Raw genomic sequence first — 24,868 nt, forward strand, 5'->3', positions numbered from 1 at the left:
TCTTTCTAATTATTCAGTTCCCCCGTTGAGAAGACCGTTTGGTCTTCTCTTTTTCTATCTGTAAAATTAAAAAACATCCACAAATGTACATGGATGTTTTGGTATGACTCTATAAAGTAAGATGATCATTGAGAATAGCTGTTCTCAAATCCAACCACGTTTTCAAGTAAACGTTCATCCAAAAAAGAGAGTCCCCCTTGTCTTATCTCATCAGAACTACCATCATAAGTTCTGCAAGAACTCCACAGATAAAAGATGGTGTTTCGAATTCCTATACCATGAGATTTTCTGACGCTCACAAGCCATCTTTCCTAAATCAAACTTTCCTCTTCCACACCTAGATCTACTGACTACTATTTTTGAGTCCAGCGTATGCATAGGTTCGATTTCTGGGACACTCTTTTTCCGTCACCACCCTAAAATAAAAGCGATGCTCCCGCCCATCCTTGGCATTTTCCTTGTTTAAGACAAAGTAGTTCTTCTGATTCATCGCCATGGTGCGTAGGATATCATCGATCAAAAAAGTCAAGGGAACATTCATAGCAGAGTATTTTTGAAAATCCTCTTCAAAACGAATATAGGCATCAGAAAAATAATCCATCTGCAGTTTGTTTTCATACAACTCTTTTCTAGTCATAAACTCCCTCCTCCCACAGTCGAATTTCGAGGACATCTACTACCTCTACCAGCCTATAGCCCTCATTGGTCCTAATAGATAGAGTTTGAGGTGATAATTCACTCACCTCGCCGATGATCGTGGTTTTCTGCTTCTTTTCCTTGACCACAAAGTATCCCTTTAGTTGCCCGACATACAGCTGCGAAAGCAAGAGTAACTTCTCAACGGAATTCAAATCCGTCGAAAAAGCAACCCGATTTCTTTCTTCACCGAGTGAACTAGTATGCTCTGAGAGGAAAAAGCCCATCCACTTCTGCATCCCTGGATCTTGATAGTCACGCGCAGATTGAAAGGGTAAATAAGAACGATCAATCATTTTAAACCATCTAATCCTCCAGCAGAATGCCCCCCAATCAGCTTGCTTCTAGCAAGACTCCTAGAGGCTTCTTCCAGTGCATTGGCCTTTAAGAGGGAGGTAAAACCAAATTGTTCCCGAATGGCATCAATAGCCGTCTGGAGCCTTTCTTCTTTTTCTAACTTGTCAACATCATCAAAGAGAGAGATCAAGCCAAAGGACTCGTCCACAAATCCTGAATAGTTGACTCCGACACTTCTGACCGCTCCAGAAGTGTATTTATTATGAAATAGCTTCAAAACGTGGTCTGTTAAAACAGCAGTATTATTAGTCGGTTCGACCTTCATTTGTGTGTGAATAGACGACCTGACCTCCTGTTTAGAGAAACCAACATAGATAGAGACAAGGGTTGTTTTCTTGCCAGCCCTTCTCAGTCTAATAGCCACCTGCTCCGCCATTTCTCGAAGAATAATTTCGATATCCCGTAGCTTTACATAGTCTCTCGGCAAGATTTGAGAATTTCCTAATCCTTTGGACTTGGCTTTATAGGGCCTGTGAACATTGCTCTCATCAATCCCGTTAGCATGAAACCACAAACGCAGACCAGCCTGACCAAGTGTTTTCTGTAGCTGGTCTGGATTACTGGTGGCCAATTCTCTGATGGAAAAAATCCCCAGATCATGCAAGCGTTTCTCCATCCGCCTGCCAATCCCCCAAAAGTCCGTCATCTTGGGAATGGCCCAAACCTTCTCTTCCACATCCTGGTAAGACCAGTTGGCCCTCATGGTCGGAGTGTGCTTGGCCTCATTATCCAGAGCCAACTTGGCCAGTAAGGGATTGGCATTGGACATACCCACTGTAGAGTAGATCCCTGTCTGCCTCCAAATATCCCTCTGGATGCGAGCAGAAAGCAGATCCAGCTTGTCTTTGCGAGAGAGACTCTTGTCTAGGATAAAATAGTTGAGCGAACTAGTCAAATCAATAAAACCTTCATCAATAGAGTAGGGATAAATATCATCTGGGCTACCATAGTTTTGAAAGATTCGCTGGATTTCCATATTGACCGCTATGTACTCATCCATCCTAGGAGGGACAATCAAGGTGACTTGAGCCCAATCTTCGATGTAGCGAACATAGTCTGAGTCAGTAGGCAAGCCTTGCTTTCGAGCATTGTAATAAGAAAATTTGCGCGTTTTGATATCAAAAGGCAAATCATAGGCCCGACCAACATTGGACTTGCCAAAAATCTTCTTAAACATGGGAGAGGAAGCTAGGATAAGACCAGTCGAATTATCCGCGCGACTCATGACACAAAGCGAGGTCTTCAGCGGATGCAAGCCCCTTTTCACACACTCAACACTGGCATAGAAAGATTTCATATCGACAAAGGCAATATCACTTTTGGGCTCTCTGGAATAATCAAAGTAGCCCATAGGCTAACCCTCCATCGGCACAAAATTCCCAACAATAATCCCCACAATCCGAGGATCTTCCTCATAGGAGATGAAAATATCCTTGTATTTAGGATTGATAGAGACCAGACGCAAGCCATCTTCCTCCCGATAAACCCGTTTGATATAGGTCTGGTTGTTGCAGACCACTGCATAAACTGCCCCATCATAGTCAAATCCTGTTTCCCGAATCAGAGCCACCGAACCATTTTGATATTTAGGTTCCATAGAGTCCCCAGATACCCAAGATGCAAAATCATGGGCCAACTCCTCGTTAAAGTAAACCGTATCAAAATTCTGATCATCGTAGACCGAAGCCCCGATCCCTGCTGACATGCGTTCATAGACACGGTACTCGTAGAGGCGCTCTGGCATGGTCGTCACCTTCTGTGTTTGTTCTTCTTGAGCCAGGTTGCGAGCATAGAGCACAACCTTGTCCTTCCCTTGCTTGGAGAGGCTATTGTAGAGACGGACAATCTCGATCTGAGTAAAATAGCCTTTTGCAACTTTTAAAATCTTCTCTAGCTGGGCAACCTTCTCCTTGGATGGTTCCTTAATTCCACGTTCCCAAGCCGAGTAAGCCTGAAAACTAATCCCTAATTCCTCTGCAATTTCCTTCTGTGTCAATTTTAACTCTTTTCTCCGAGCCTTGAGTTTTTCTGGTTGGTACATGATTCACCCCCTAGTGTGATGTTTTATTGAGAATATCTCTCTTAGAAAAACAAATCGACGGTTGAGCTTACATTTCTAAAACTCAACCAATCCGGTTTAGTTTTATTATATAAAAAAAGTGGACGATTGTCCACTGGGAAAATCAAATTTTAACAGACATACCTGGAGATTCTGAACAAAAAACTGGACTAGATCTAGCAACTCCTACTCTAATTTTTGCAACAGCTTTACAACTTGACGATTTTCAATCTTCACATAGTATACACCACTATCACTGACAAGTTTATCCTCTTTATATTTAGCAATTTTTACAGCATAAAGACCTCGTGGTAGGGGTTGGTTGGCAAAAAATTCCTTCATGAGCGCTTCAAGCTCTTTAAGATAGTCATCATACAAGAGATCTCTTTTTTCCTTCGGAACGAAATACTGAAATTCAAATGTTGGTATAAAAATCTCTTTTTGGAAAAGATATTGAGCATCCATTGGATACATTCCTTGCAGAGCTTGGCCCTTGCTTTGATTTTCCTCTAATATTTCATTATAAAGATAGATATTATCAGATTGGTTATTAAATTCAAAACCAATACCTTGATACTTCAAATCAGGAAGTTTAGGATCTTTGATTGAACTGTCCAGTGTTTTTAAAAACTCGCTGGTGCCTGGACTAACCTCAATCCCTAAATAGGCTAATTCTGGGAAAACATTATAAATTTTTTTATCATTTTTGTAATCAACCTCTGCATCTGTCTTTCTATATGTTTTAATTTCCGAAAAACGAGTATAGTATTTAAATCGAGTTTTAACCTGATAGGTTTTTCCAGCTATATTTTCACTATAGGTACCATTGATTATAAATCCTCCCACGCTTGTATAGTTTTTCTCGTATTTTTCTAACTCAAACTGTCCTGTAAGACCGTAATTTTGATAAGAACGATGCACAGCTTGCTCAATCTCAGTTCGACTTGCATGGGCAAATAGCCCCCACATATCCATTAGAGAAAAAATTGGACTGAATACTGTGAAGATTACCATTGGGATCACTATGGATAAGCAACCTATTAATAGCCAATTTCTTTTCTTGGCGTTTCCTTCAGATTTTTTAGCAGTTTTCTGTTTCCTTTTTAAGATTAGATTGAGCAAAACCAAAATCCCTAATACTAATAAAACCAATCTACAATCTCCTTTTATCGTGGATAGCTGTTAACAGGTGTATAGGAGGCTGACAGAAATACTCTTCTCACCTGCTAACTTATCCTAAATTTCATAAACTCGTCTGAAATGAGGAACAGTCCTTATCTCATTATATCACATGAGCAATACCGTGAGAAGATGAGAGAAGCAAAAGAAAACCACCTGAATTTGTTTCAGGTGGATAGCTTCATGAGACTAGGAGTAGGCTCTATAAACCTTTATCTCTTTTTAGACTTCTTGACATGTTCCTTGTACATTTTTGACTTTTTCCCGTACCATTCTTCAATAGTATAGCCATATTCTTCACGGTATTTCTCTTGGTTTTTATTGACTGTATTCAAGTTCTCTAGCGTTACTACATTGGATTTAAAAAATGATACCAAAAATAGTCCTAGGAAAATAGGTGAAATTGGTAATAAAGCAAGCAAGAGATACGCTAGGAAATGATTGAGTCCGTTGATGAAGAGATTGATTCCATACATCAACAACCATAAGAACAAAATAACATTCAAAAATTTTTTATAATATTCTGAGGAGAAATAATCTTTTCTAGCGCGTTGCTTTGTAACAAGGATATAGATAAGGTAAATCAGTGATAAGACAAACCCAATCCAGTAAACGATACGAACTGCTACTAGAGGGATTAAATACAAGATGGCTACAAACCAACTATAATATGTAATTACGAGCAAAAACAATTGAAAAATCTGAGTCATTAAATAGGCTTTAATGCGATTTCTTTTAGAAATAATATAAAAACAAGTAAAATGACCGCAACAAAGAAAAAATAGAAAGCCAAAGAAACTATCTGGGGGAATGAGCCCTTTTTCCACTGATGTTAGCTGTGTAACCATTGAGGTCAGTGGAATAGCTGGGTCATACCCAGCTTCACTAGCCATTCGAAATACACTTATCGGTAAAGACGTACCAATCATAACCATAAGAGAATATAGAGATAGTCCAAAAATCGCCTTTACTAAGCTTAATCTTCGTGCTGTTTCAAGTGCATCATTAATATCTTTTTGTATCTTATCCATTTATTTTCTCCTATTACCCAAACAAGGATGAGGCCGCTTTCAGACCACCATTGAAAAAATCAGAAACATTCTTGCCCACACTTTTGACAGTCTCCAAGCCCTGGTGGATTCCTTTTCCGATAGACTCCACCCCCGATTCTACCACGTCCACAGCACCATAAGCAAAATGTTTAGCTCCTTGAGTATTTGCTAGTAAGTAATCCGTTCTTAACCCATTATACCAGAATAGCTAATCAATTAGTAAAAAGTTTAGAAAAGCACCTGAATTATTTTCAGATGCTTCATCTAGAATCAGAATAACCAGATCCGCTCCTATATCAAGAGACTAGAAATAGTGTCTATAAACCTTTATTTCTTTTTAGACTTCTTCACATGTTCCTTGTACATTTTTGACTTCTTTCCATACCATTCTTCAATGGTATAACCGTATTCTTCGCGGTATTTCTCTTGGTTTTTATTAACTTCATTAAGATTAAATAGTGAAGAGAATGTTGATTTACTCAATGATATTAAGATAATAATGAGAAAGATTGGAGCGATGGGTAATATAGCCAAAAGTAAATGAGCAAGTAAATTTTTAAACCCTGAAATAAGAATACCAGCAATAAAATTTATAAACCATAATGCCAAGATAACATTTGTATATTTCTTTATTTTCTCCTTGTCAATATCAAAAACTCTAGTATATGACTTTGTTATGAGACTATAAATAATATAGACAACTGCTACGGAATAAGCTAGCCAATAAATAATCCGAATGATTAAAAAAGGAACAAAGAATTGCAAGCCTAAAAATAGTCCAAAAATGCTTAAATGAATAAGAGTGAATAAGACGAGTAAATTGAGTATATAAGCATAAATTCTATTTCTTTTTGAAATGATATACATAATCATATACATCGCCCAATAAACAAAAAATGAAATACCAAAAACTTTTTCTGGGATGATTAGTTGATACTCTAATTCAGTAAGCGGCTGCAAAAAAGTTATACTATTCTTACTCATATATATTCCTGAACTAATCGCAAGATGAGGTGCAAGTATACATAAACCAAGAAATAATGGCATTACGAAAATCATTACTAATATATTCCATCCTCGCGTTGTTTCTAGTGCTTCATTAATATCTTTTTGCTTTTCTTCCATTTATTTTCTCCTATTATCCAAACCAGGATGAGGCCGCCTTCAGACCACCATTGAAAAAATCAGAAACATTCTTGCCCACACTTTTGACGGTCTCCAAGCCCTGGTGGATTCCATTTCCGATAGACTCCACTCCTGATTCTACCACGTCCACAGCACCATAAGCAAAATTTTTAATTCCATCATAAACAGACTTTTTAAATTCTGGTGCGACTGCAGAAGTGACAAGATTAAACGTTCCTACAGCAAGGCCTCCTATAGTTCCAATTATTAACCCCTTCGGTCCAGCTTTCACCCCTAACTTAGCTCCAAGCCACATACCATCTAGGGGACCAACGTTAGAGATGGTATCAATGGTACCACCTAGCACAGACTTTCCAACTTTTCCTACAGCCGTCTTGGAATCGTTACCAAACAGAAAGAATGTCCTTCTCCATTATAACATATGAGAGATACCGTAAGAAGAGAAAAGTAAAAAATGTCTTTGTTTATTATACCACAATATAAAAACAGCTCCTTCCTATCCTATCGGAACAAAGCTATGTTTTGGCATCATCAATTTTGGCTTATAGTCACACGGACTTAGATGTATGATGGGAAAATAACTAAAAAAACGAGGAGTTTCTTTAATGTCAAAGTAGCTCCTCATTTTTGATTTCTATTTAAAGTATTGTGATATTTTGCAATAATCTTTACAGATGCACATTATTTTGTTACACCCTTTTTAATTGTTGTTGCATTTTCATCAAGCCAACGTTGATAAATTTCGGCGAACCGTTCTTCTTCTTCATCACTATAGCCTTTATAAACTACTTTATCTACATCATCACGATTGAAGTAAAACAACTGTTCTGGGTTTAGTCCCATTGGATAAAAAGCAGCAGAATAGTCAAACAAAACATTTTCACCATTCTGTTCTATAGTAACCCCACGATTGAGAATCATTAATTTTTGACTCCCCTCTTTTAAATAAACAATTGTTCCAATTGGCAAAATAGACATTTTCTTGTTTTCCTTTCAATTTATAATTTCTTTATTTCTACAATGCTATACGCCATCGTATTAGCATTCTTAAACTTTAAATGCATCATTCAACACCCAAACACTTTCTGAATTGATTTAATACCTGAATCAATACTATTTCCGACTTCTCGGCATTCTGTATTTATAGCTCTTCAATTTCAATTAATGTTAGTGTCTTATAGTATGAGGGAACTTGTGGCATTCTCATCATTACAAAGTAAAACCAAGAAATTATGCCATTAATAATCAACAAGACTCCTTCTGAGCCATCATTAGTTCCCATAAAAAACATTAAACAGACAATATTAATTGCTAAAATTACATACCAATCAATCATTCGTTTACCTTTGGGTTCAAAAACAAGTCGACAACGTTTACTGTTTTTGGGAATTCTTGATTCAAACTTTCCAACCGCACTTTTTTCATAGAAGACAGCCATAAGATAAGACAAGAATAAGGAGAATGCAAACACACCTAATTTCAAAAAAAGCTGTTGACTTATACCCCAATCAATGAATGATTTTTCTATGAGTTTATACGAGATACCTACCAATGGCTGAACCATGATAGCTAAAGCAGTAGGTGCACCTATTGGTGTCTTCGATTTTATTCTAAAACTATCATTAGATGGAGATAACTCAACCATCTCAGCAGTAACCTCTTTCGGAAGTGAACCGAAGAAATAGGATTTGCCTTTTATAGTGGTAGGATCTAAGATATAACTTTTATTTTTAAACTCTACGATTCTAAAAACTGCTATATTCGAATGCTTAAATTTTAATTCCACATTTACCACCCAAACACTTTCTGAATTTCGTTATAAGTTACATTATAGCTTTTTCAGTTCTTTAAATTCTAGGTATTTCTTTTGATAAGCATAAGTCAATGGAATAACGCCAGATTCGATCCAAATAAATAGATAGGCCAACAAACCATTCAACACTAGAATTGCAGCTTCTGTTCCATTATCTTGTCCCATATAAATAGAGAAAGCAATTGTATGTAAAATGAGAAATAGATAGGCATGGAATTGTCTTTTTTTCTTATTATTCTGAAAGACTATTTTAAACCTCTTCTTTTCCTGCGATAAACGACTTGAAATCTCCTTCCTTGATTTGATTAAAATACCTTGATAGACAATATAGGCTACCAAAATAGATATGAGAAATAAAGATACTTTTAAATACAGATAATGACTAATATCATAATATCTAAAAATTGATGTTACTACTTCATACGAAAGAAGACCAAAACCAATAGATACCATACGCATTCCTGAGGGTCCCATCTTAATTTTTTTATCAAAATTTTTATTCTGACTATCAAGTTCTATCAAATCAACTTCAAGAGTTTCAGGGGAAAGTCCCCAATAATAACTCTTTGGTGTTGTGGAGTTGGAATCAAGAACGTACTTTTTCTCTCCCATCTCTAACACATCAAAATAAGCAACATCCAATCCTCTAAAATTAATTTTCAAAATTACCACCCAAACGCTTTCTGAATGGATTGAATACCTGAATAAAAGTCTTTTCTAACTTCTCGGCATTCTGTATTTATAGTTCTTCAATTTCAGTTAATGTTAGTGTCTTATAATACTCTGGGATTTGTGGCATTCTCAGTATTACAAAAAACCACCATGAAATTATGCCATTTATAACCAATATAGCACTTTCATAACCACTATCAAGTCCTATAAAAAATGCTAAACAAACCGTATTAATTCCAAGAGTAATATACCACCAATCAATCATTCGTTTCCCTTTGGGTTCAAAAACAAGTCGACAGCGTTTGCTGTTTTGGGGAACTCTTGATTCAAACTTTCTTACCGAACTTTTTTCATAAAAGACAGCCATAAGATAAGACAAAAATACAGAGAAAGCAAATAACACTACTTTCATTAAAATTTGCTGATTGATTCCCCAGCTAATAAAGGCATCTTTCATCAGTGTATGAGAGAAGCCCACAAGTGGCTGAATCATGATAACTAGAGCAGTAGATGCGCCTATTGGTGTCTTTGATTTTATTCTAAAACTATCATTAGATGGAGATAGCTCAACCATCTCAGCAGTAACCTCTTTCGGAAGTGAACCGAAGAAATAGGACTTGCCTTTTATAGTGGTAGGATCTAAGATATAACTTTTATTCTTAAATTCAACGATTCTAAAGACTGCTATATTCGAATACTTAAATTTTAATTCCACATTTACCACCCAAACACTTTCTGAATTGATTTAATACCTGAATCAATGTCATTTCTAACTTCTCGGCATTCTGTATTTATAGCTCTTCAATTTCAGTTAATGTTAGTGTCTTATAGTAGTCTGGGATTTGTGGCATTCTTAATAGTACAAAGGACCACCATGAAATTATGCCATTTATAACCAATATAGCACTTTCATAACCACTATTAAGTCCTATAAAAAACGCCAAACATATAATGTTAATCCCAAGTGTGAAAAACAACCAATCAATTATTCGTTTCCCTTTGGGTTCAAAAACAAGTCGACAGCGTTTGCTGTTTTGGGGAACTCTTGATTCAAACTTTCCTACCGCACTTTTTTCATAAAAGACAGCCATAAGATAAGACAAAAATACAGAAAAGGCAAATAACACTACTTTCATTAAAATTTGCTGATTGATTCCCCAGCTAATAAAGGCATCTTTCATCAGCGTATGAGAGATGCCAACAAGTGGCTGAATCATGATAACTAGAGCAGTAGATGCGCCTATTGGTGTCTTCGATTTTATTCTAAAACTATCATTAGATGGAGATAGCTCAACCATCTCAGCGGTAACCACTTTCGGAAGTGAACCGAAGAAATAGGATTTGCCTTTTATAGTGGTAGGATCTAAGATATAACTTTTATTCTTAAACTCAACGATTCTAAAAACTGCTATATTCGAATACTTAAATTTTAATTCCACATTTACCACCCAAACACTTTCTGAATTGATTTAATACCTGAATCGATAGCATTTCCAACTTCCTTGATACCTGAATCAATGTTGCTTCCAATTTCCTTAATACTCTTATCCAGATTGTCGCCAATATCATTTGCTATATCTCTAATTCCAAGAAAATTATTTTTATACGCTAAATCTACCGCATATCCAACTGCAACACCTGCAATGATAGTCCATCCAACTGGATTAGAAGCTAGTGCCGTTGCAAAACCTGCCATATACCCTGAACCTGTAGCCGTTGCTAAAAGAGCTGTTGTTGCAACATCCACTCCTACTGCTGTCATTGCCGTCGTTGCCGCCGTATGAACAAAGGCACGTCCAGCATTCTCATTTTGTAGGTTGTTAAAAAAGTTCATCCCTATAAATACCGAACTAATCGCTGAAATCCCAACAGAAGAGTTGGTTCCTGGTATAGGGATGTTAATTTCTGAAGTTGTGAGTTGCTTAAGTAGATTCACAGCATTTGCTTTGAATAAAGCATCCGTATAGCCTTTACTATCTGCAGAGTAGGTAATGTTTATATTACCAAACTTATCAGTAGTAGTAAAATACTTAAAGTACTCTGATAGCTTAGGATTCTTTGAACTTAACTTAGAAATTGTGTCTTTAGCAATTTCTTCCAGAGACGTATCTCGGACAGTTTCAAGAAACTCCCCTAGACCGCTTAGGTCAACATTTTTATTAACTTTACTCTCGACATATTTTCGTACAGCATCTTTAACATTCCCTGGCAACTCTTTACCAGGATACCGTTTTCCATACTCTGCAATTGCCTTTATATCTGTCTCATCTAATTCGGTTTCATTTTTAACTTTATCTACAACATTTTGATAATTTTGAATTACCTCAGAACGCTTCTTCCACTCATTATTAATATTATTAGCCCAAGGGGCTTGTCCCTCTATTTTAAAAGTTCCATCAAACTTTCCAAAGTCACCTGTGACTTGTTCGAAACCTTGAAAAACTAAGCTCTGTAAACTTTCTGAATCCGAAAACTGGCCACTAGTCGAGCTCGCAAATGACTGCAATTTATCTAATTTCTTTTGTAACTCATCTCGCTTACTCGTTGCATTTGAGATAATTTCTTGAACATTACTTTTATAAGTAGAATCGATGTTCTTTAAATCAGATAAACTGTTCAAAATAGCTTCTTGAGTCGAAATAGTTGTATTTTCTGCTTCAATTTGCTTTTGAAGTGTCTCCTCATCTAGACTTTCTTCACCGACTTGTGAATGGTAAAGAGTCGGTAGTTCACTCGCTTTTCCTCCCAGGCTCTCTGAAAAGAGGATAACTCCTCTCACTAGAGGAACCATTATATTTTCCGCATAGGACTTAGCACTATCATAGGCTTTCCCTTTTAATTCTTCCTCTGAAATCAATTTATTAAAGGCGGTAATGACAGCGTCATAATAATTCGCACGACTACTTAATACCGTATTCGCTGTGCTACCCTGCGAGTCTGCTGATCCTATGTCTACTTTAATACCCATTTTTCCCCTCCTTTTGCGATTCAAGACGGCGTTGTTGGAAAAGAAGTTCCTCTTTTTCGCCCTCTAGCTTACTCATTGCTTTTTTTAATTCTTCTTTCCTCTCGGTGATAAAATCATCAAGTAGCTGTTCATTCCTTTTTAACTTTTCTATATTTTCAAGGCGATCCATCTCATCTTTAACTGATAACGGATAATAGCCTAATTCTCTATATGGGATGAAGTTCGATTGGCAAAGATCTATAATCTCCGTCGCAACAGAAAGAAACTGATTTCTTTCTTCTTCTAGCTTGGATAAATTTGTTTGAATCTGTTGAACACTACATTGAATATCTTCTAATTTTCTTTTCTCCATCCTCACTCCTTAAATAAATTATTTTGAGGAACAAATGACGGATTTGAGTATGGAGAAGGTAGACTTGTTGTCCCATTACTTGGATTATTCTGCCACATTGTACTTATATTCTCATCTACTACTTCAAATTCATTTGCGACACTATGAATTAGTTTTACGAATTCACTTATTTTCGATTGAATATTTTTAGCAATAGATGCCTCATTTATAATCAATCTTCTTCCTACCGTATTAGCGGTATAATAGCTTGTCTTATCTCTAGTAACTGTACCGGCAGTTGTAACGCTATTGCTTGCTGATACAATTCCAGTTGCAATAGTACTTGCCTTGCCTTTTTCACTTTTTACTTGTCCCATGTTCAATAACCTTTTCAATTATCCTTTCTACTATCAAATCGTCAAAAGACCGGGTTGAATCTTAAGTATCAAAAAATAGTTTTACTTATTCTTACTAATTTTGAGTTTGATGACTTCTTTCCGAGAATGTAAATAAACCTGATCGAGATCTGGAGCCACATCTCTGTTATACATTCCTTTATCTAAGAAGGTTTGATCCATTAGGCGCATACCAAAGATGACCCATTGGACATTTGTTTTGAGGTATCTAGGAATTGGGTCAATGCTTGTCCCAATATAAGTATAATCAGTACCAATAATAAACCTCATCCCTACTCGATACCCATTCTCAAACATAAATTGAAGCTGTTGATCATTTAAATAGCTTTCGGATACCAGTGCTCTCATATTAGGTATAAAAATGATCCACTCAGATGATATGCCTTTTTCAAGACGGCGTTCTATTTCATAGATTAGCTGATTTCCTATGTCCGATAGTTCCTTTTTACTTCCAACATAGGTTTTCACCTGGTCACTATATGCTTCATATTCTTGGAAAGCATCAATCAACATCATATGAACGTTAGGCATTCTAAGAATAGTTTTTAATAAATGATGTGTTATATTATCAAAAGCATCTTCTGCATTTGATACATAAGCCATGTGTTTAAATTTGCTAAGAGAGATATTGATACTTCCAACCATTTCTAGTTCTAAACCGATAGGAATCTGATCATTCTCAATAGCCTCTTGTACACCAGGCAAATTCAAAAATTCTTCCATCGTCAACTCCTCTGGCACCATCGGAATGGCACTTGGGCGCTGTCCGGTCCAGGCTTCTTGGAGGGAAGCGACTTCCTGACGCAGGTTGTTGAGGACTTGGGTGTCATTGGATCCATAAACTGGGAGTGCCAGCTGGATGACATCCACCTCTTCACGCTTCATAAGGGCACGTCCCTTGATGTCTTCCATGGTCATTGCGAGTGGCGTAGAGCCCACGATGGCCCGCACTTCACCTGCCTCATTTTGTGGCAGGCTCAACTGGTGCTTGAAGTTCGAGTAGAGCTGAGCACGAAGGTTGGTTTGACGACCGGCTGTCATCAAGAGGTGAACCCCGATACTGAGACCTTCACGAGAGATACGCACCAAGAGCTTGAAGAGTTCCGCCTCATAGGCTTCTTCCTTGAAGGCTTCATAGCTATCTAAGAGGATGACGATAGCCGGCTCTTCCTGACCACTGGCCTGACGGTAGAGGTCTAAGGTCCCAACACCATAGTCCGCAAGGAGTTTCTTACGACGGTTGAGTTCGCGCTCCATGATTCGTACAAACTTAGAGATCTTCTCTGTTTGGTCCAAAAGCATGGTATCCGCCACCTGTGGAAGCTTGGACAATGGAGCCAAACCATTGGTACCAAAGTCCATCAAGTACATGGTAAGGGCCTTGGGACTGAATTTGCGAGCCAAGTCCATACCAGCTGTCTGAAGGAAGGTGGTCTTTCCTGTACCCGGACTTCCGTAGAGGAGGATATGACCATCCTTGGAGAGATTGATAGAGACGGCTTCCTGCTTCTGAGCCTGCGGGATATCTGCCATTCCAAGTAGAACTGAGAGTGGTTTCTCTTGTGCCCAGGCTACTGCTGGTTGCACTTCTTCCAATTCGTCTAGCGTGATTCGCTCTTTGAGCGATGGCAACCATGGCTGTGGTACTGGAGGAATCTCTTGTTCTTCACACAAGAGCTGGATATGGTGCACTATCGCATCCAACTCTGTCGGAACTTCCTTGATTTCATCCACATCTTCTAAGCCTGATAGGTCTTCATTCAAGATCTCATATTGGCCCAATTCATTGATCAGGTAGATGGTGTGGTCCTCAATCCCCATATCGTCCTTGTCCGGCTGGTAATCCGCCCCTGACCAGGCTGACTGAAAGAGTTCATAGACTTCGTTATTCCCGACCTGTAGATAGGCACGTCCTGTCTGAGTAATCTCGGCTGCGTCCGGTGTATGAAGCATTTCATTGGAGTCCGAACGATCCGCCACCTTAAGGGCGATCTTGAAGCGCGAGTTAGACCAGATCTGGTCATCCACCACACCAGATGGTTTCTGAGTAGCTAGGATCAAGTGGACCCCGAGGGAACGCCCGACCCGAGCGATGGATACCAGCTCCTTGATAAAGTCTGGCTGGTTAACCTTGAGCTCTGCGAACTCATCTGAGATGAGAAAGAGATGAGGGAGCGGTTCTGTCGCTTCTCCGTTTTTAAATTTCTTCTGGTATTGATTGATATGGTTGACTTCGAACTCTCCAAAGAGTCGTTCACGACGATGGATCTCCGCATTGATCGAAGCCAGAGCCCGCATAGATTGGGCACCATCCAAGTTGGTAATCGTCCCCAAGAGGTGAGGCAGGTTTTTAAAGAGATTGGCCATCCCACCACCCTTATAGTCAATCAGCAAAAATGCCACATCATGAGGGTGGAAGTTAACAGCGAGGGATAGGATATTTTTTTGTAAATAGCAGAGCAGATAAACAAGCGAAAAATATAGAATTTTCAAGGTACTAGAAGGAAAATTTCCTTATCCCATTATACCATATGAGTGTTACAGTGAGAAGATGAGGAAAGCAAAAGAAAACCACCTGAAATAAAATCAGGTGGTTCATGAAATTTTGCAGTTAGTTGAAGAAACTTTCAATCCAACCACTTATATTGTTTAACAATATTCCTAGCTGACCAATAAGTCCATCCATCTCCAAAGCTTTATTCTCATACTCATTAATTTTTATGAGTAACTCATCAATATTCTCGTCCATGGCCTTAATACTAGAATCAAAATATGAAATCAGATTACCTGCGGGGGTAACAAATTTCGTATCATGCAAATTTCCAGTCCAGGAATCATCATGTTCATCTTTTTTAGAAGCTACAGCTTTTTTTTGCTTAACAAACTCACTTTTAATTTTCCTTAATTCGTCATATATTTCCTTGACTTTTTTTGCCTCTTCTAAATAACCTTCTTTTTTTGATCGAGCTGAACTAATCTGCGATTGAATTGCAGCTTGCTGACTAGCGTTTGACACCATTCCTACCCTTAAATTTACTATTTATAAATTGCATTCAATATAAATACCATTGTCAACAAGATGGGTGCTAAAATTAATGTTGCCATACATATCCATACTTGACGCTTATACACCACTTCCATACCACTGTATCTCTCAACAAAGGACTCTTTGGGACAAGCAGGGTTATACCAAACAGTCATCTTTGAGCCCTTTGGAAAAGCATCTTCCAAAACACGTGTAACAGAAACGACAGAATTTCTATAAATTGTTATCTTTTGAGCTAATAACTCCGACCTAGAAGTGGCTTGTACACTCTTCCAAGGAACTGATATGAGAATAACTCTATGGTAGTCCAGATTTCTTTGATAAGTCCGCCCATCAACTTTATATTCAACAATTGGAGGACCTGCTGGTTTTGAATACTTGTATCCTACTACAACTCCCTCAACACATGCAGTAGATAAATTTTTAATTCTTAGTTCTCTTTTGTAAAAATAACGGAAAAAGAAAAGTACAGATGAACAGAGTAATAAAACTCCAAATAGCAACAAAAAATAAAGCTTTAAATCTGACATATAGTTCTCCTACTTCATTTGAATATCTGAAATACTTAGGTTCATTTTTCTTTCATCTACAATCTTTGTAGCAATCGATTTCTGTTCAGTTGTTAAAGGAAGTAAAAAAATTGTTGCAGATTGTGTAGGCAGCTCCCCGCTTTCAGAAATCTTGTATTCAACTAATTCATTTTGGTAGATTTGCTGTCCCGCATAACTCCAACTAATTTTAAATTTAGCATCATGATTAATGTCAGTATCCGTCTTGTTTAATATTATAAATACTGCATACTCCTGCTCATTAAATGTATATGTACTACCAGAATAGTATAGAGTAACTTCTCCTTGATTACCTACCTCAGGATGTTCTTCAATTAATTTCTTTCCAAACTCTATTAATTCCGACGTTTTACCTTCATATTGTGGTGCTACTACAAATTTTAATTTTTTCTCCTCCTTGACAATCGTCTCATTTTTATTAGCCTCTTTATCTTTAATCCCATTAGAGCAACCTCCAAGTATTAACAATAAAATTATAACAAACAGCTTCTTCATTTTTTCACCTTTCTATTCAAAATCCAATTAATTCCTTTTCCTATTTTCATTTCTAACTCCTTAATATTATTCGTATTTAATTATATCATACGAAACTTATAATAGAAAAACTCACCTGAATTAAATTCAGGTGAGTTCAGATAGTTATGGAAAATCTTTGTATTGACTCTCTGCGATTTCAACCATTTTCCTACGATTGTGGCGTTCCTTGGAATCTTTTCCGCCTTGGATATATCGTTCTCTACGCTCCGCTCGTGACTCAGGAGCTTTCGTATACATATTCTGACCGATGGACTGAGCCATACTCGCATCTGCGCTTCGAAAGGCTTCACCAACCGCCCCAAGATACTCATCTAAGGAACTAATCGTCTCCACCATTTCCTTAGAGAGTTTCTTAATACCATCTGTCGCAGCTTCTATCTTTTCCGTCGCACTTGAAGAAATGAGGTCCGAAACGTTATGTTCTAGCTCGCCACTCATATCTTTAAATGCACCATTCACTCGGCTGAGATTATCCGGATTAATTTTCTTATTACTCACTCTTTATCACTCCCGTCTGGTCTATAGTAGTCTATATTTCTAAGGGCAGGATGTTGCTCCAACCAGGCATTCGCCTCTTGGCTGTTATGAATCTGAACATCTGAGGCTTTCCCATCATCATTGCGTCCATAAACAGTTAGGAGGTCTTCCCCCTTGGGTGCGAACCAATGAAGAAGGGTGTCAAACCACTCATCCGGTGTAACCTTATCTGGACGAACATAAAGTGCCCAATTCTGATTGATGAGTTTATCTTCTAGGTCTGGATAAAGACTATAGAGATTGATGTTAGGGTCCGGGATGCTCCCTTCATGCTTATCTGCAAGTATCTTATTCGAAGGATCAAAATAACCCTTAGAGTCTATAATCTTATCGTAGTTTGTTATTCTTGCAGTATCGCTTATATCATCATTCATTCCAAACTTTGTGTCTTTTGGAAGATCCACCACTTCTTCCGTCTCCACATTGAGATAGACTGTTTTGTAACTTCGATTCTCTTCATCGGTTAAATCTACAATTTCTAACCCAAAGTAGTGAGTATCCCCAACGTAATACGAGCCAATCAGTCTTGTAGGAACGCTTTTCTGATTGTAGCTTCGCACTGCCTGAAAAAGGTCAATCTTTCGTTCAGGCAAGCCCTCCTCGTCTAAATTATACAAAATCAAGTTCCGATACTCTCCCTCCATCTGGAGATGAGGTAAGGTATGTAGCTTTTTTTCATCCTCTACTATAAAAGTCTTGTACTCATCTGTGATCGCATATGTTTTACTGACAAATAAACTCCCTTTATTGCTAGGCGCAAGGATATATTGGTTCTTATCTCCAAATAGTTGAAAGTCCGATTTTCCCATAGCGGTTCGCATTCTATACTCTGGTTCTTTTGAGGGTTGACTGGGCTTCAAGAGAAGTAAGAAACAAGCTCCCGTTATGACTAGAAAAAGAAGAAGGAGAGACCAGACGACTTTCCGATTCCTAAATACCTGTTTGTTCACTATTAGTTCCCTCCTATTCCAACTAAGTGATTGAAATAAAGATCCTCATTTTTACCATAATTATCATAGGTAAAATTATAGTCTTTAATATCCTGTGTTACATTTTCAAATTCTCTCAATCCTTTTACGAGCTTTTCTCCACCCAGTTGCTCAGGAGAAATACTGCCATCCCCACTGAAAAGAGATTTCACTTCCTCTGTATAGTCCCCAGATGGTTCAATCGCATTTAACTGTTTTTCTATTTCTTTAAATTTAACTACAGCATCTTTTACATTATTTCCTTTTTCCTTTAAAATCCGACGGAAATAATAACCTCGTAAACCATTCTGCTGGAGGTCTGCCATCCGAAGATTGGCCTCAAAGTCATAACGAGATTGACCAGAAATATGCTTATAGCTATTTCCTTCTTTTATTGCTGTAGCACCTGTATCCATTTCTTGATTTAAAAGATCGTTATCAGTTTTTTCCAACTCTGATTGAATCTTTTGAGCTTTCTCAAAATGTTCTAAGAAACCACCAGCAACATGTGAACTAGCTTTTTTTATATTCTTATATTTTTTAAAATCAGTTTCACTCAGTGCCTTTGTACCATTTTTAGCTATAGCATCAAATATGTTTTTCTCCTCTTTGGTTGCTGCTGCTGCTTCTACCATATTCCAAAAGAAACCTGCAGCCGGGTTCATAGATACAATGTTCTTAGTTGTATTATAAGCCGATTCCAGCCATAAACGGTCTTTTTGCTTTCTAAGTTCTTCCATTTTATCTAATTTTTTAAGCTGATCCTGCTCCTTATAACTACTTACACTAATCGTTTCAGAGCCATCTTTTCGATCTATTCCTAAATCTTGGATTGTAAAGGTATATTCACCATTCTTCTTCGAAGAGGTAAAACTTCCTGCTTTAATATTTCGTTTAGTCGACACTGTATAATCACCAGTCTTCCCATTTTCTTGGGCGACTCCTTTAACTGTTATGGTAACCTTTCCAAATTTTTCAGTATTCATATACGTTAAAATATTATTTAGACGACCATAGCGAACGGAGGTTTCCTTTAATGCTTTTAAGCGTTCTTTTGCTTCCTCTTCCTCTTTTAACCATTCTTCATACTCTTTACTATTGTAGTCTTTTGGCATAGGCTTTCTCAACGATTGCCCCTTAGCATTAAGGCCATCTACAATCGTATCAATACTAGATGATAATTTCGCTGTATAGACTTGAACCTCTTTCACATCTCGATTAGAAAGAACCTCAAAGAATGCCCCTAATCCATCAACTTCACCTTTCTCAGCAGCCTTTTCTAGACGATTGGCAACTAGCATCGTCGTTGGGAGACTAGCATCATTCACTTTCGCTCTGGCTAATTTTTCAAAATAGTCTTTTTTTGTCTTATATCTAGATTCAGAAATTAAAACCTTTATGATTTCAACATCATCAGAGGTATAAGCCGCATCAAGATAATTGACATTATCCTGTCTTAAATCACCTCGTTGGATAGCATCCAAAATATTTAAAGCTGGAATAGAAGTTATGGCCTTGGCATTTTGAGTCAAAATTGCTAAAGACTCAAAGGTCTCGGCTGACTTTGTTATGTCAGTCTCTAGTTTTTCATGAGCAGTCTTAATTCCCTTATGTGTTTCCTTTCGAGACTTCACTTCCTCCAAAATCAAACTGTCAGCTGTGGAATCAAAATTAGAAATTGTGGCATCCCCTTCTCCCATTACATCAACAGCTTGCTGAACTACTTTTATGACTTTACTTTTTACTATTGCAATTACATCACGTTGCTGGGCTTCCAAAGAGTTCGTTAGAGTGGTCATAGATTCATCATCTGTAAAAGCCAAGGAAGAAAAACCCAAACCTTTCAATTCTCCCGTAAAGGTGAAAACTTGTTGACCATAGGTCATGACAGCCTTTGGAGCATCTTTAAATACCGTTGTTTGTATCGCATTCAACTTCTCAAAGAATGCATTAATGGCCTCTGCCTTCTCACCTTCAAGGCTAGTATTAAACTCTCGGACTGTATCACTCGCCGCTTCTTCAAAACGTCCGCCAAAACTATGAATACTAGTTCCATAGCTGTCTAAACCGGCTATATTTTTCACTTGTATCGACATCTACCTCTCCTTTCTAGTTGCCATTTAAAGCCATATTTAAGGCGTACCGGGCATTTGATTCTGCCAACCGAGCGCTTTGTAAATCTGATTCTGATTCCGAAATCTTACTATCCAGCAAAGACAAAATCTCATCCTTTTTTTCAGACAGCATTTTCTCTAATTTGTCCAAATCTTCTCTCTTGTTTTACCTCATCATCATACTTTTCGCCTGCAATATAAGATGACAACGATGAGGATGTCCAGATATCTGTAGATTCATTTTTAACGTTCTTTCGCTCAGCTTCTAATTCTGCTTTTCTACTAGCCGCTTGGCTTGTTACTGACGAAGCGCTATACAAGGCATTGGTCAACGCTATAATAGTTTTAATATCTTTAGCCATAGCTATCTTCCCTTTCTATATCATTAATACTTTCATTCTACTTGCTACCCCATCGGAAACATAGTAGTGTTCTTGTTCTATTATACCACATGATAGATAACGTGAGAAGAAGTGGAAAGCAAAAGAAAACCACCTGAAATGAATTCAGGTGATTCATATATTTATGGAAAATCTTTGTATTGACTCTCTGCGATTTCAACCATTTTCCTACGATTATGGCGTTCCTTAGAATCTTTTCCGCCTTGGATATAACGTTCTCTACGTTCTGCTCGTGACTCAGGAGCTTTAATATAGATACCTCCATCAATTGCCGCAGCTAAAGCGGCTTCTGTTGCCGCAAAAGCATCTGCTACACTATCTAAATACTGATCAAGCGAATCAACCGTTGTTACTAAGCTCTCCATTGTTGCTTTGGTTCGCTTAACACAGTCTTCAAAATTACCTGTCACTGGCGCATCAATCAGCGAGCGAATGTCATCTGGTATTTCATTAGTAGATGCGTTGATACTCGCTTTTATACTCTTTATTCTCTCAGGATCAATTCGTTTCATTTATATTCCCTTCTGATCGTTGTTTTTGAACCCAGGCTTGATACTCTGCATAAGTCGTGAGTGGGGTATCAGAAACCTGACCCTTAGTATCTATACCATAAATCGTCAGTTTGTCTTCTCCCTTAGGCGCCATCCAGTACAAAACTTTGTCAAACCATTCCTCTGGGGTCACGTATTCTTCTTGAGGATTAAGAATCCAACCTTCTTCAGTTATTTTTTTCTCAATTTCAGGATATTCCTCAAAGAGGTTGATGTTGGTATCAATAACCTTGCCCTCCTCTTTAAAATCACTAGAAATACTGATGAGGTGATCCACTAAGTATCCCTTATCTTTTGCATACTGATCTAGTGTCGTATAATAAAAGTAAGGACCCGCTTCATAGATATCTGAACGCTTTTGATACTCTCCTTCTACTTTTCCGCTATCAATGTTTAAAACAAAGGTTTTCATAGTACCTTGTTTGTCTTTAACTTCTATATTGATGACGTTCTTGGGATTATTACGATAGGTGAAGATTCTGAAATCAATCGGAAAAAAACTGGCGTCATAGTCTTCGACTACTTTGTTTAGATCCACTTCTTTATCGGCTAAATCTTCTGTTCTATAGTCATAAAGACGAATCTTCCAATAATCTGATTTGGGCCTGTTTTTTCTATCGGTTAAATCAACTCCACCTTTACTTGTCATCACTTTCCGCTCGGTTGTATAAAGATAGGTACCATTCCCAAAAGAACCTCTACGCACTAAAACGAATTTTCGTTGATTCCCGAAAAAATATACGTTTTCTTTTACAGAATGGTATTCTTCAATGGAATACTCGACTTTTTCAGGTTCTTTAAAAAATTGTTGGAATCCAATAATACCAACTATAATGAAAGGGATAAGAATTAGGCTAGCTAACACAAATTGAAAAGCACGCCTATTTGATAATATATTCCTCATCGTATCAGTTTCCTCCTGCACCTACTCCATTTACATAACCTAAATAAGACCATTGTCGATAAGAATCTCGAGTGAAATAAGACGGATAATTTTCAGATGATTGAGGTTTATTAATAGCTGTTTCCGCATCCTTGAGCCCATTATACAACTTCTCAAAACCAATCCACTCTAGACTGCGATTAGGATTGGGTTTCCCTCTCAAAAGAGCCTTCATATCCGCATCGTAATCACCACTTAATTCACTACGATCAATTGCTTCATCAAACTTGTTCAATACTTCATATGGATCCTGTCCATTACTAATGGCCGTCTCTGCAATGTAAGTTCGCAGACCATTTTTCTTTAGATCTTGTTGCTTCAGATAGGCTTCTACATCGTAGCTAGGACTGATATATTGAGAATTACTCTTAGATTTATCATCGTTTGTGAAAGAAGTCCCACCATATTGCCAAAATTCGGCCTCACTACTTTTCTTAAGGGTTTTAATTTCTTTATCGTAATTTTCACTTTTTTCAAAATAATCATAAATATTTTTTGCAATTTTTGTCAAGCCTTTAGCTTTATTACTATACTTGTGTTCCGGAATTTGATCTAATAAAACTGGTGAAGAAATCGCCTCCGCGCCATTGATAACCTTTTTAATATCCTTATCTGAACTCATACCAGCCTCAACAATCCCAATCATGACACCTGCAGGCGCATATAACTTACCAAGGTCTTTAACTGTATTTAGAACCGTTGAAGCAAAGAGCTTCGACTTTTCTGCATTCAAATCTTTGATTTTGTCACTGTTCTCTTGAATATTTAGTGCTGTTTTTTCATCAATGATTTCAGACTTAACATTTGTAGAAACAAAAGTTCTATTTAAAACTGTGAAAGAAAAGCCTTTCCCATCAGTCTCTTTTGTTAATTTAAAACTACCTTCTTTAAATGAATGATTAGTGGAAAAAATTTGACTTTCGAAACCACCATTCGGTTTTGGAACTTGAAGACTTGTCTTCCCTTTCCCCATATCATTCATAGCAGTATACATAAAAAGACTGTTTAGTTTTTCATACCACTCTACTTTATTATTCAATGCCAAAACTGCTGCACGAACTTCGGCACTATTTTTTCTATTGAAATACTCAGTATAAGCCTCTTTAGGAGATCCTGGTGGAGGAAACTCTGGCATCAGAGTATCCACCTGTACTTTATAACTGTTTCCTGTCGCTTCAGCTGCCGCAGACAACCTCAATGCATAGTCTTTTACACTTTCTTTATCTCGTTGAGTTAAGGCTGCCATAAAAATTGATAGGTTAGGGACACTTCCGTCTTTTTCAGCATGATGAACTTCATACATCAAACGCTCAACAATTATCTGCCCTACTCCTAGGCTAGAATCCTTTGTATTCACATTTGCTAAATCTGTAAAGAATGCTCTTTTATCAGTATAATCAGCCTCACTCAAAATTACTGTCATAATCTTTGCATCTGATTTGCTTTGTATCGCATCAAGATAATAAATCTTATCTGGAGTAAGAGTTTTGTTTTTAATAGAATCCATTACAACTTTGGGCGTAACCGCAATCTTTGCTTGAGCGACCTCAATATTATTTTTCAAATCCATTAGCCCAGAAAGTACGTCAAATAAGGTTGTGTTAAATGTATCATGAGCACTTTGAATTGTATTATGAGTTGCTTGACGACTATCTTTTGCACCTGTCAAACCTCCTTCTGCAGCTGTTTTTGTTGCTTCTAAGCTCTCATTTTCTATCCCAAGAGCTGTAGTTGCAGTATCCAGTAAAGATTGAAGATTTTTTATGGTATCTTTCACGGCATATAATTGACTATCTTCTCCTTCGCCAGTCAATTTAGTCCCTACCTCTTGCATACCAGTTTCACTAGTCCAGGCCTCCTTATCAAACCCAGCATCACTAATACTATTTTCAAAGTGTGAAATACTCCCTGAGAAATGCTTTATATACTGAGGGAATGTGTGAAATACTTGATTTTGTAAAGAATTTAAACGCTCAAAAAAGGCTGTCAGCGCAAGTGCTTCATCAGTGTTATTCCCTGTCTTAGTATTAAATTGTCGTTCTGTTTCCTCAGATGCTGACTCAACATTTTTAGAAAACTCCTGAATTGCTTTTGCATACCGTTCTATTGCTGGTAAATCATATACTTTAATAACTTCACTCATATTTTCACTCCTTCGTAGCTAACAAGTCAATGCCTAAAAGGAACTTTCTTATTGCCAAATCACTCTTTTCTTCTTCTAATTCTTGAATTTTCTTAGAGACTTTTTCGGAAACATTATCAATTTTTGTATTAAAGTCTCGTTTAAGATTCTTCAAAAGTTCTTGCTCTGAAGTAGTTTGCTCTGAATATTTCTTTCCAGCTAGATTATAACCACTTTTGATATTTTCATCACTTACCAATACATAACTAATCGTTGTCGGAAATGATGTTAAAGATTTTTTTATTTCAACAAATTTATCAATCTCTGTCGTTAAAGATGATATAGATTGATTTATTTCATTAATTTCTGCTTGTATCTCTGCTCTTCCCAT

Annotated in this window: 27 protein-coding genes and 1 pseudogene; all 28 read right to left on the minus strand. The window is 37.4% G+C overall.

Going from position 1 to position 24,868, the window contains the following annotated elements; all coding sequences use genetic code 11:
* Positions 1–343: 343 nt before the first annotated feature.
* Positions 344–637, minus strand: coding sequence for a DUF5960 family protein (locus tag AXF18_RS01745; protein ID WP_049490283.1), 294 nt, complete (start codon positions 635–637; stop codon positions 344–346).
* A complete protein-coding gene (locus AXF18_RS01750) occupies positions 630–992 on the minus strand; it encodes a hypothetical protein (RefSeq protein WP_049490282.1) in 363 nt (120 codons plus the stop codon). Before AXF18_RS01750 ends, AXF18_RS01745 begins: the two co-directional genes overlap by 8 nt.
* Entirely contained in the window at positions 989–2,404 is a 1,416-nt protein-coding gene (locus AXF18_RS01755) for a Y-family DNA polymerase (protein WP_065371393.1), read from the minus strand. Before AXF18_RS01755 ends, AXF18_RS01750 begins: the two co-directional genes overlap by 4 nt.
* A gap of 3 nt (positions 2,405–2,407) precedes the next feature.
* Positions 2,408–3,094, minus strand: a complete 687-nt coding sequence (locus AXF18_RS01760) for an XRE family transcriptional regulator (protein ID WP_049501174.1) — start codon at positions 3,092–3,094, stop codon at positions 2,408–2,410.
* A 204-nt stretch (positions 3,095–3,298) separates the two neighbouring features.
* Complete coding sequence (locus AXF18_RS01765) at positions 3,299–4,264, minus strand: hypothetical protein (RefSeq protein WP_065371394.1); 966 nt, start codon at positions 4,262–4,264, stop codon at positions 3,299–3,301.
* A 239-nt stretch (positions 4,265–4,503) separates the two neighbouring features.
* Positions 4,504–5,322 (minus strand): hypothetical protein, encoded by an 819-nt coding sequence (locus AXF18_RS01770; protein ID WP_049490279.1) that lies wholly within the window; start codon positions 5,320–5,322, stop codon positions 4,504–4,506.
* A 348-nt stretch (positions 5,323–5,670) separates the two neighbouring features.
* A complete protein-coding gene (locus tag AXF18_RS01775) occupies positions 5,671–6,468 on the minus strand; it encodes a hypothetical protein (RefSeq protein ID WP_049478808.1) in 798 nt (265 codons plus the stop codon).
* Between the two features lie 13 nt (positions 6,469–6,481).
* Positions 6,482–6,835 carry a hypothetical protein gene (locus tag AXF18_RS01780; protein WP_065371395.1) on the minus strand — a complete coding sequence of 118 codons (354 nt, stop codon included), beginning with the start codon at positions 6,833–6,835 and terminating at the stop codon, positions 6,482–6,484.
* Between the two features lie 335 nt (positions 6,836–7,170).
* Positions 7,171–7,467 (minus strand): DUF4176 domain-containing protein, encoded by a 297-nt coding sequence (locus AXF18_RS01785; protein WP_000025675.1) that lies wholly within the window; start codon positions 7,465–7,467, stop codon positions 7,171–7,173.
* A gap of 163 nt (positions 7,468–7,630) precedes the next feature.
* The gene (locus AXF18_RS01790) at positions 7,631–8,275 is read right to left on the minus strand and encodes a DUF443 family protein (RefSeq protein ID WP_065371927.1); all 645 of its coding nucleotides are present in this window, start codon (positions 8,273–8,275) and stop codon (positions 7,631–7,633) included.
* A 42-nt stretch (positions 8,276–8,317) separates the two neighbouring features.
* A complete protein-coding gene (locus AXF18_RS01795) occupies positions 8,318–8,974 on the minus strand; it encodes a DUF443 family protein (protein WP_049501406.1) in 657 nt (218 codons plus the stop codon).
* 67 nt (positions 8,975–9,041) lie between these two features.
* On the minus strand, positions 9,042–9,698 hold the full coding sequence (locus AXF18_RS01800; protein ID WP_084437455.1) for a DUF443 family protein: 657 nt from the start codon (positions 9,696–9,698) through the stop codon (positions 9,042–9,044).
* A gap of 67 nt (positions 9,699–9,765) precedes the next feature.
* On the minus strand, positions 9,766–10,422 hold the full coding sequence (locus AXF18_RS01805; RefSeq protein ID WP_084437456.1) for a DUF443 family protein: 657 nt from the start codon (positions 10,420–10,422) through the stop codon (positions 9,766–9,768).
* Entirely contained in the window at positions 10,416–11,942 is a 1,527-nt protein-coding gene (locus AXF18_RS01810) for a T7SS effector LXG polymorphic toxin (RefSeq protein WP_065371396.1), read from the minus strand. Before AXF18_RS01810 ends, AXF18_RS01805 begins: the two co-directional genes overlap by 7 nt.
* Positions 11,932–12,294, minus strand: coding sequence for a hypothetical protein (locus AXF18_RS01815; protein WP_000415470.1), 363 nt, complete (start codon positions 12,292–12,294; stop codon positions 11,932–11,934). The genes AXF18_RS01810 and AXF18_RS01815 overlap by 11 nt, the downstream gene beginning before the upstream one ends.
* A 2-nt stretch (positions 12,295–12,296) precedes the next feature.
* Entirely contained in the window at positions 12,297–12,650 is a 354-nt protein-coding gene (locus tag AXF18_RS01820) for a TIGR04197 family type VII secretion effector (protein WP_049500862.1), read from the minus strand.
* Between the two features lie 81 nt (positions 12,651–12,731).
* A pseudogene (gene essC / locus AXF18_RS01825) lies at positions 12,732–15,128 on the minus strand (type VII secretion protein EssC); the annotation flags it as partial.
* A 172-nt stretch (positions 15,129–15,300) separates the two neighbouring features.
* Complete coding sequence (locus AXF18_RS01830; RefSeq protein WP_241502064.1) at positions 15,301–15,708, minus strand: DUF5082 family protein; 408 nt, start codon at positions 15,706–15,708, stop codon at positions 15,301–15,303.
* A gap of 17 nt (positions 15,709–15,725) precedes the next feature.
* Positions 15,726–16,265 (minus strand): DUF3592 domain-containing protein, encoded by a 540-nt coding sequence (locus tag AXF18_RS01835; RefSeq protein WP_065371397.1) that lies wholly within the window; start codon positions 16,263–16,265, stop codon positions 15,726–15,728.
* A 9-nt stretch (positions 16,266–16,274) separates the two neighbouring features.
* Complete coding sequence (locus AXF18_RS01840; RefSeq protein ID WP_065371398.1) at positions 16,275–16,799, minus strand: hypothetical protein; 525 nt, start codon at positions 16,797–16,799, stop codon at positions 16,275–16,277.
* A 144-nt stretch (positions 16,800–16,943) separates the two neighbouring features.
* Complete coding sequence (locus AXF18_RS01845; protein ID WP_000066277.1) at positions 16,944–17,339, minus strand: hypothetical protein; 396 nt, start codon at positions 17,337–17,339, stop codon at positions 16,944–16,946.
* Complete coding sequence (locus AXF18_RS01850; protein ID WP_065371399.1) at positions 17,336–18,328, minus strand: hypothetical protein; 993 nt, start codon at positions 18,326–18,328, stop codon at positions 17,336–17,338. Before AXF18_RS01850 ends, AXF18_RS01845 begins: the two co-directional genes overlap by 4 nt.
* Before the next feature lie 2 nt (positions 18,329–18,330).
* Positions 18,331–20,442, minus strand: a complete 2,112-nt coding sequence (locus tag AXF18_RS01855; protein WP_065371400.1) for a hypothetical protein — start codon at positions 20,440–20,442, stop codon at positions 18,331–18,333.
* 140 nt (positions 20,443–20,582) lie between these two features.
* Positions 20,583–20,822: a hypothetical protein gene (locus AXF18_RS01860; protein WP_253678282.1), complete on the minus strand. Its 240-nt coding sequence runs from the start codon at positions 20,820–20,822 to the stop codon at positions 20,583–20,585.
* A gap of 161 nt (positions 20,823–20,983) precedes the next feature.
* Entirely contained in the window at positions 20,984–21,373 is a 390-nt protein-coding gene (locus tag AXF18_RS01865) for a hypothetical protein (protein ID WP_065371401.1), read from the minus strand.
* On the minus strand, positions 21,360–22,316 hold the full coding sequence (locus AXF18_RS01870) for a hypothetical protein (protein ID WP_253678283.1): 957 nt from the start codon (positions 22,314–22,316) through the stop codon (positions 21,360–21,362). The genes AXF18_RS01865 and AXF18_RS01870 overlap by 14 nt, the downstream gene beginning before the upstream one ends.
* A gap of 4 nt (positions 22,317–22,320) precedes the next feature.
* Positions 22,321–24,498 carry a hypothetical protein gene (locus tag AXF18_RS01875; protein ID WP_065371402.1) on the minus strand — a complete coding sequence of 726 codons (2,178 nt, stop codon included), beginning with the start codon at positions 24,496–24,498 and terminating at the stop codon, positions 22,321–22,323.
* Positions 24,499–24,502: 4 nt separating this feature from the next.
* Entirely contained in the window at positions 24,503–24,868 is a 366-nt protein-coding gene (locus AXF18_RS01880) for a hypothetical protein (RefSeq protein WP_042903179.1), read from the minus strand.

Source organism: Streptococcus sp. oral taxon 064 (assembly GCF_001683375.1).
Taxonomy (GTDB): domain Bacteria; phylum Bacillota; class Bacilli; order Lactobacillales; family Streptococcaceae; genus Streptococcus; species Streptococcus oralis_S.

What these genes read in the sequence shown, in the direction of transcription:
- AXF18_RS01835 (WP_065371397.1), bottom strand. Translation starts at nt 16,265, where the DNA reads ATGTCAGATTTAAAGCTTTATTTTTTGTTGCTATTTGGAGTTTTATTA.
- AXF18_RS01875 (WP_065371402.1), bottom strand. Translation starts at nt 24,498, where the DNA reads ATGAGTGAAGTTATTAAAGTATATGATTTACCAGCAATAGAACGGTAT.
- AXF18_RS01760 (WP_049501174.1), bottom strand. Translation starts at nt 3,094, where the DNA reads ATGTACCAACCAGAAAAACTCAAGGCTCGGAGAAAAGAGTTAAAATTG.
- AXF18_RS01880 (WP_042903179.1), bottom strand. Translation starts at nt 24,868, where the DNA reads ATGGGAAGAGCAGAGATACAAGCAGAAATTAATGAAATAAATCAATCT.
- AXF18_RS01810 (WP_065371396.1), bottom strand. Translation starts at nt 11,942, where the DNA reads ATGGGTATTAAAGTAGACATAGGATCAGCAGACTCGCAGGGTAGCACA.
- AXF18_RS01745 (WP_049490283.1), bottom strand. Translation starts at nt 637, where the DNA reads ATGACTAGAAAAGAGTTGTATGAAAACAAACTGCAGATGGATTATTTT.
- AXF18_RS01865 (WP_065371401.1), bottom strand. Translation starts at nt 21,373, where the DNA reads ATGAAACGAATTGATCCTGAGAGAATAAAGAGTATAAAAGCGAGTATC.
- AXF18_RS01840 (WP_065371398.1), bottom strand. Translation starts at nt 16,799, where the DNA reads ATGAAGAAGCTGTTTGTTATAATTTTATTGTTAATACTTGGAGGTTGC.
- AXF18_RS01775 (WP_049478808.1), bottom strand. Translation starts at nt 6,468, where the DNA reads ATGGAAGAAAAGCAAAAAGATATTAATGAAGCACTAGAAACAACGCGA.
- AXF18_RS01785 (WP_000025675.1), bottom strand. Translation starts at nt 7,467, where the DNA reads ATGTCTATTTTGCCAATTGGAACAATTGTTTATTTAAAAGAGGGGAGT.
- AXF18_RS01770 (WP_049490279.1), bottom strand. Translation starts at nt 5,322, where the DNA reads ATGGATAAGATACAAAAAGATATTAATGATGCACTTGAAACAGCACGA.
- AXF18_RS01860 (WP_253678282.1), bottom strand. Translation starts at nt 20,822, where the DNA reads ATGGCTAAAGATATTAAAACTATTATAGCGTTGACCAATGCCTTGTAT.
- AXF18_RS01815 (WP_000415470.1), bottom strand. Translation starts at nt 12,294, where the DNA reads ATGGAGAAAAGAAAATTAGAAGATATTCAATGTAGTGTTCAACAGATT.
- AXF18_RS01755 (WP_065371393.1), bottom strand. Translation starts at nt 2,404, where the DNA reads ATGGGCTACTTTGATTATTCCAGAGAGCCCAAAAGTGATATTGCCTTT.
- AXF18_RS01830 (WP_241502064.1), bottom strand. Translation starts at nt 15,708, where the DNA reads ATGGTGTCAAACGCTAGTCAGCAAGCTGCAATTCAATCGCAGATTAGT.
- AXF18_RS01820 (WP_049500862.1), bottom strand. Translation starts at nt 12,650, where the DNA reads ATGGGACAAGTAAAAAGTGAAAAAGGCAAGGCAAGTACTATTGCAACT.
- AXF18_RS01750 (WP_049490282.1), bottom strand. Translation starts at nt 992, where the DNA reads ATGATTGATCGTTCTTATTTACCCTTTCAATCTGCGCGTGACTATCAA.
- AXF18_RS01855 (WP_065371400.1), bottom strand. Translation starts at nt 20,442, where the DNA reads ATGTCGATACAAGTGAAAAATATAGCCGGTTTAGACAGCTATGGAACT.
- AXF18_RS01870 (WP_253678283.1), bottom strand. Translation starts at nt 22,316, where the DNA reads ATGAGGAATATATTATCAAATAGGCGTGCTTTTCAATTTGTGTTAGCT.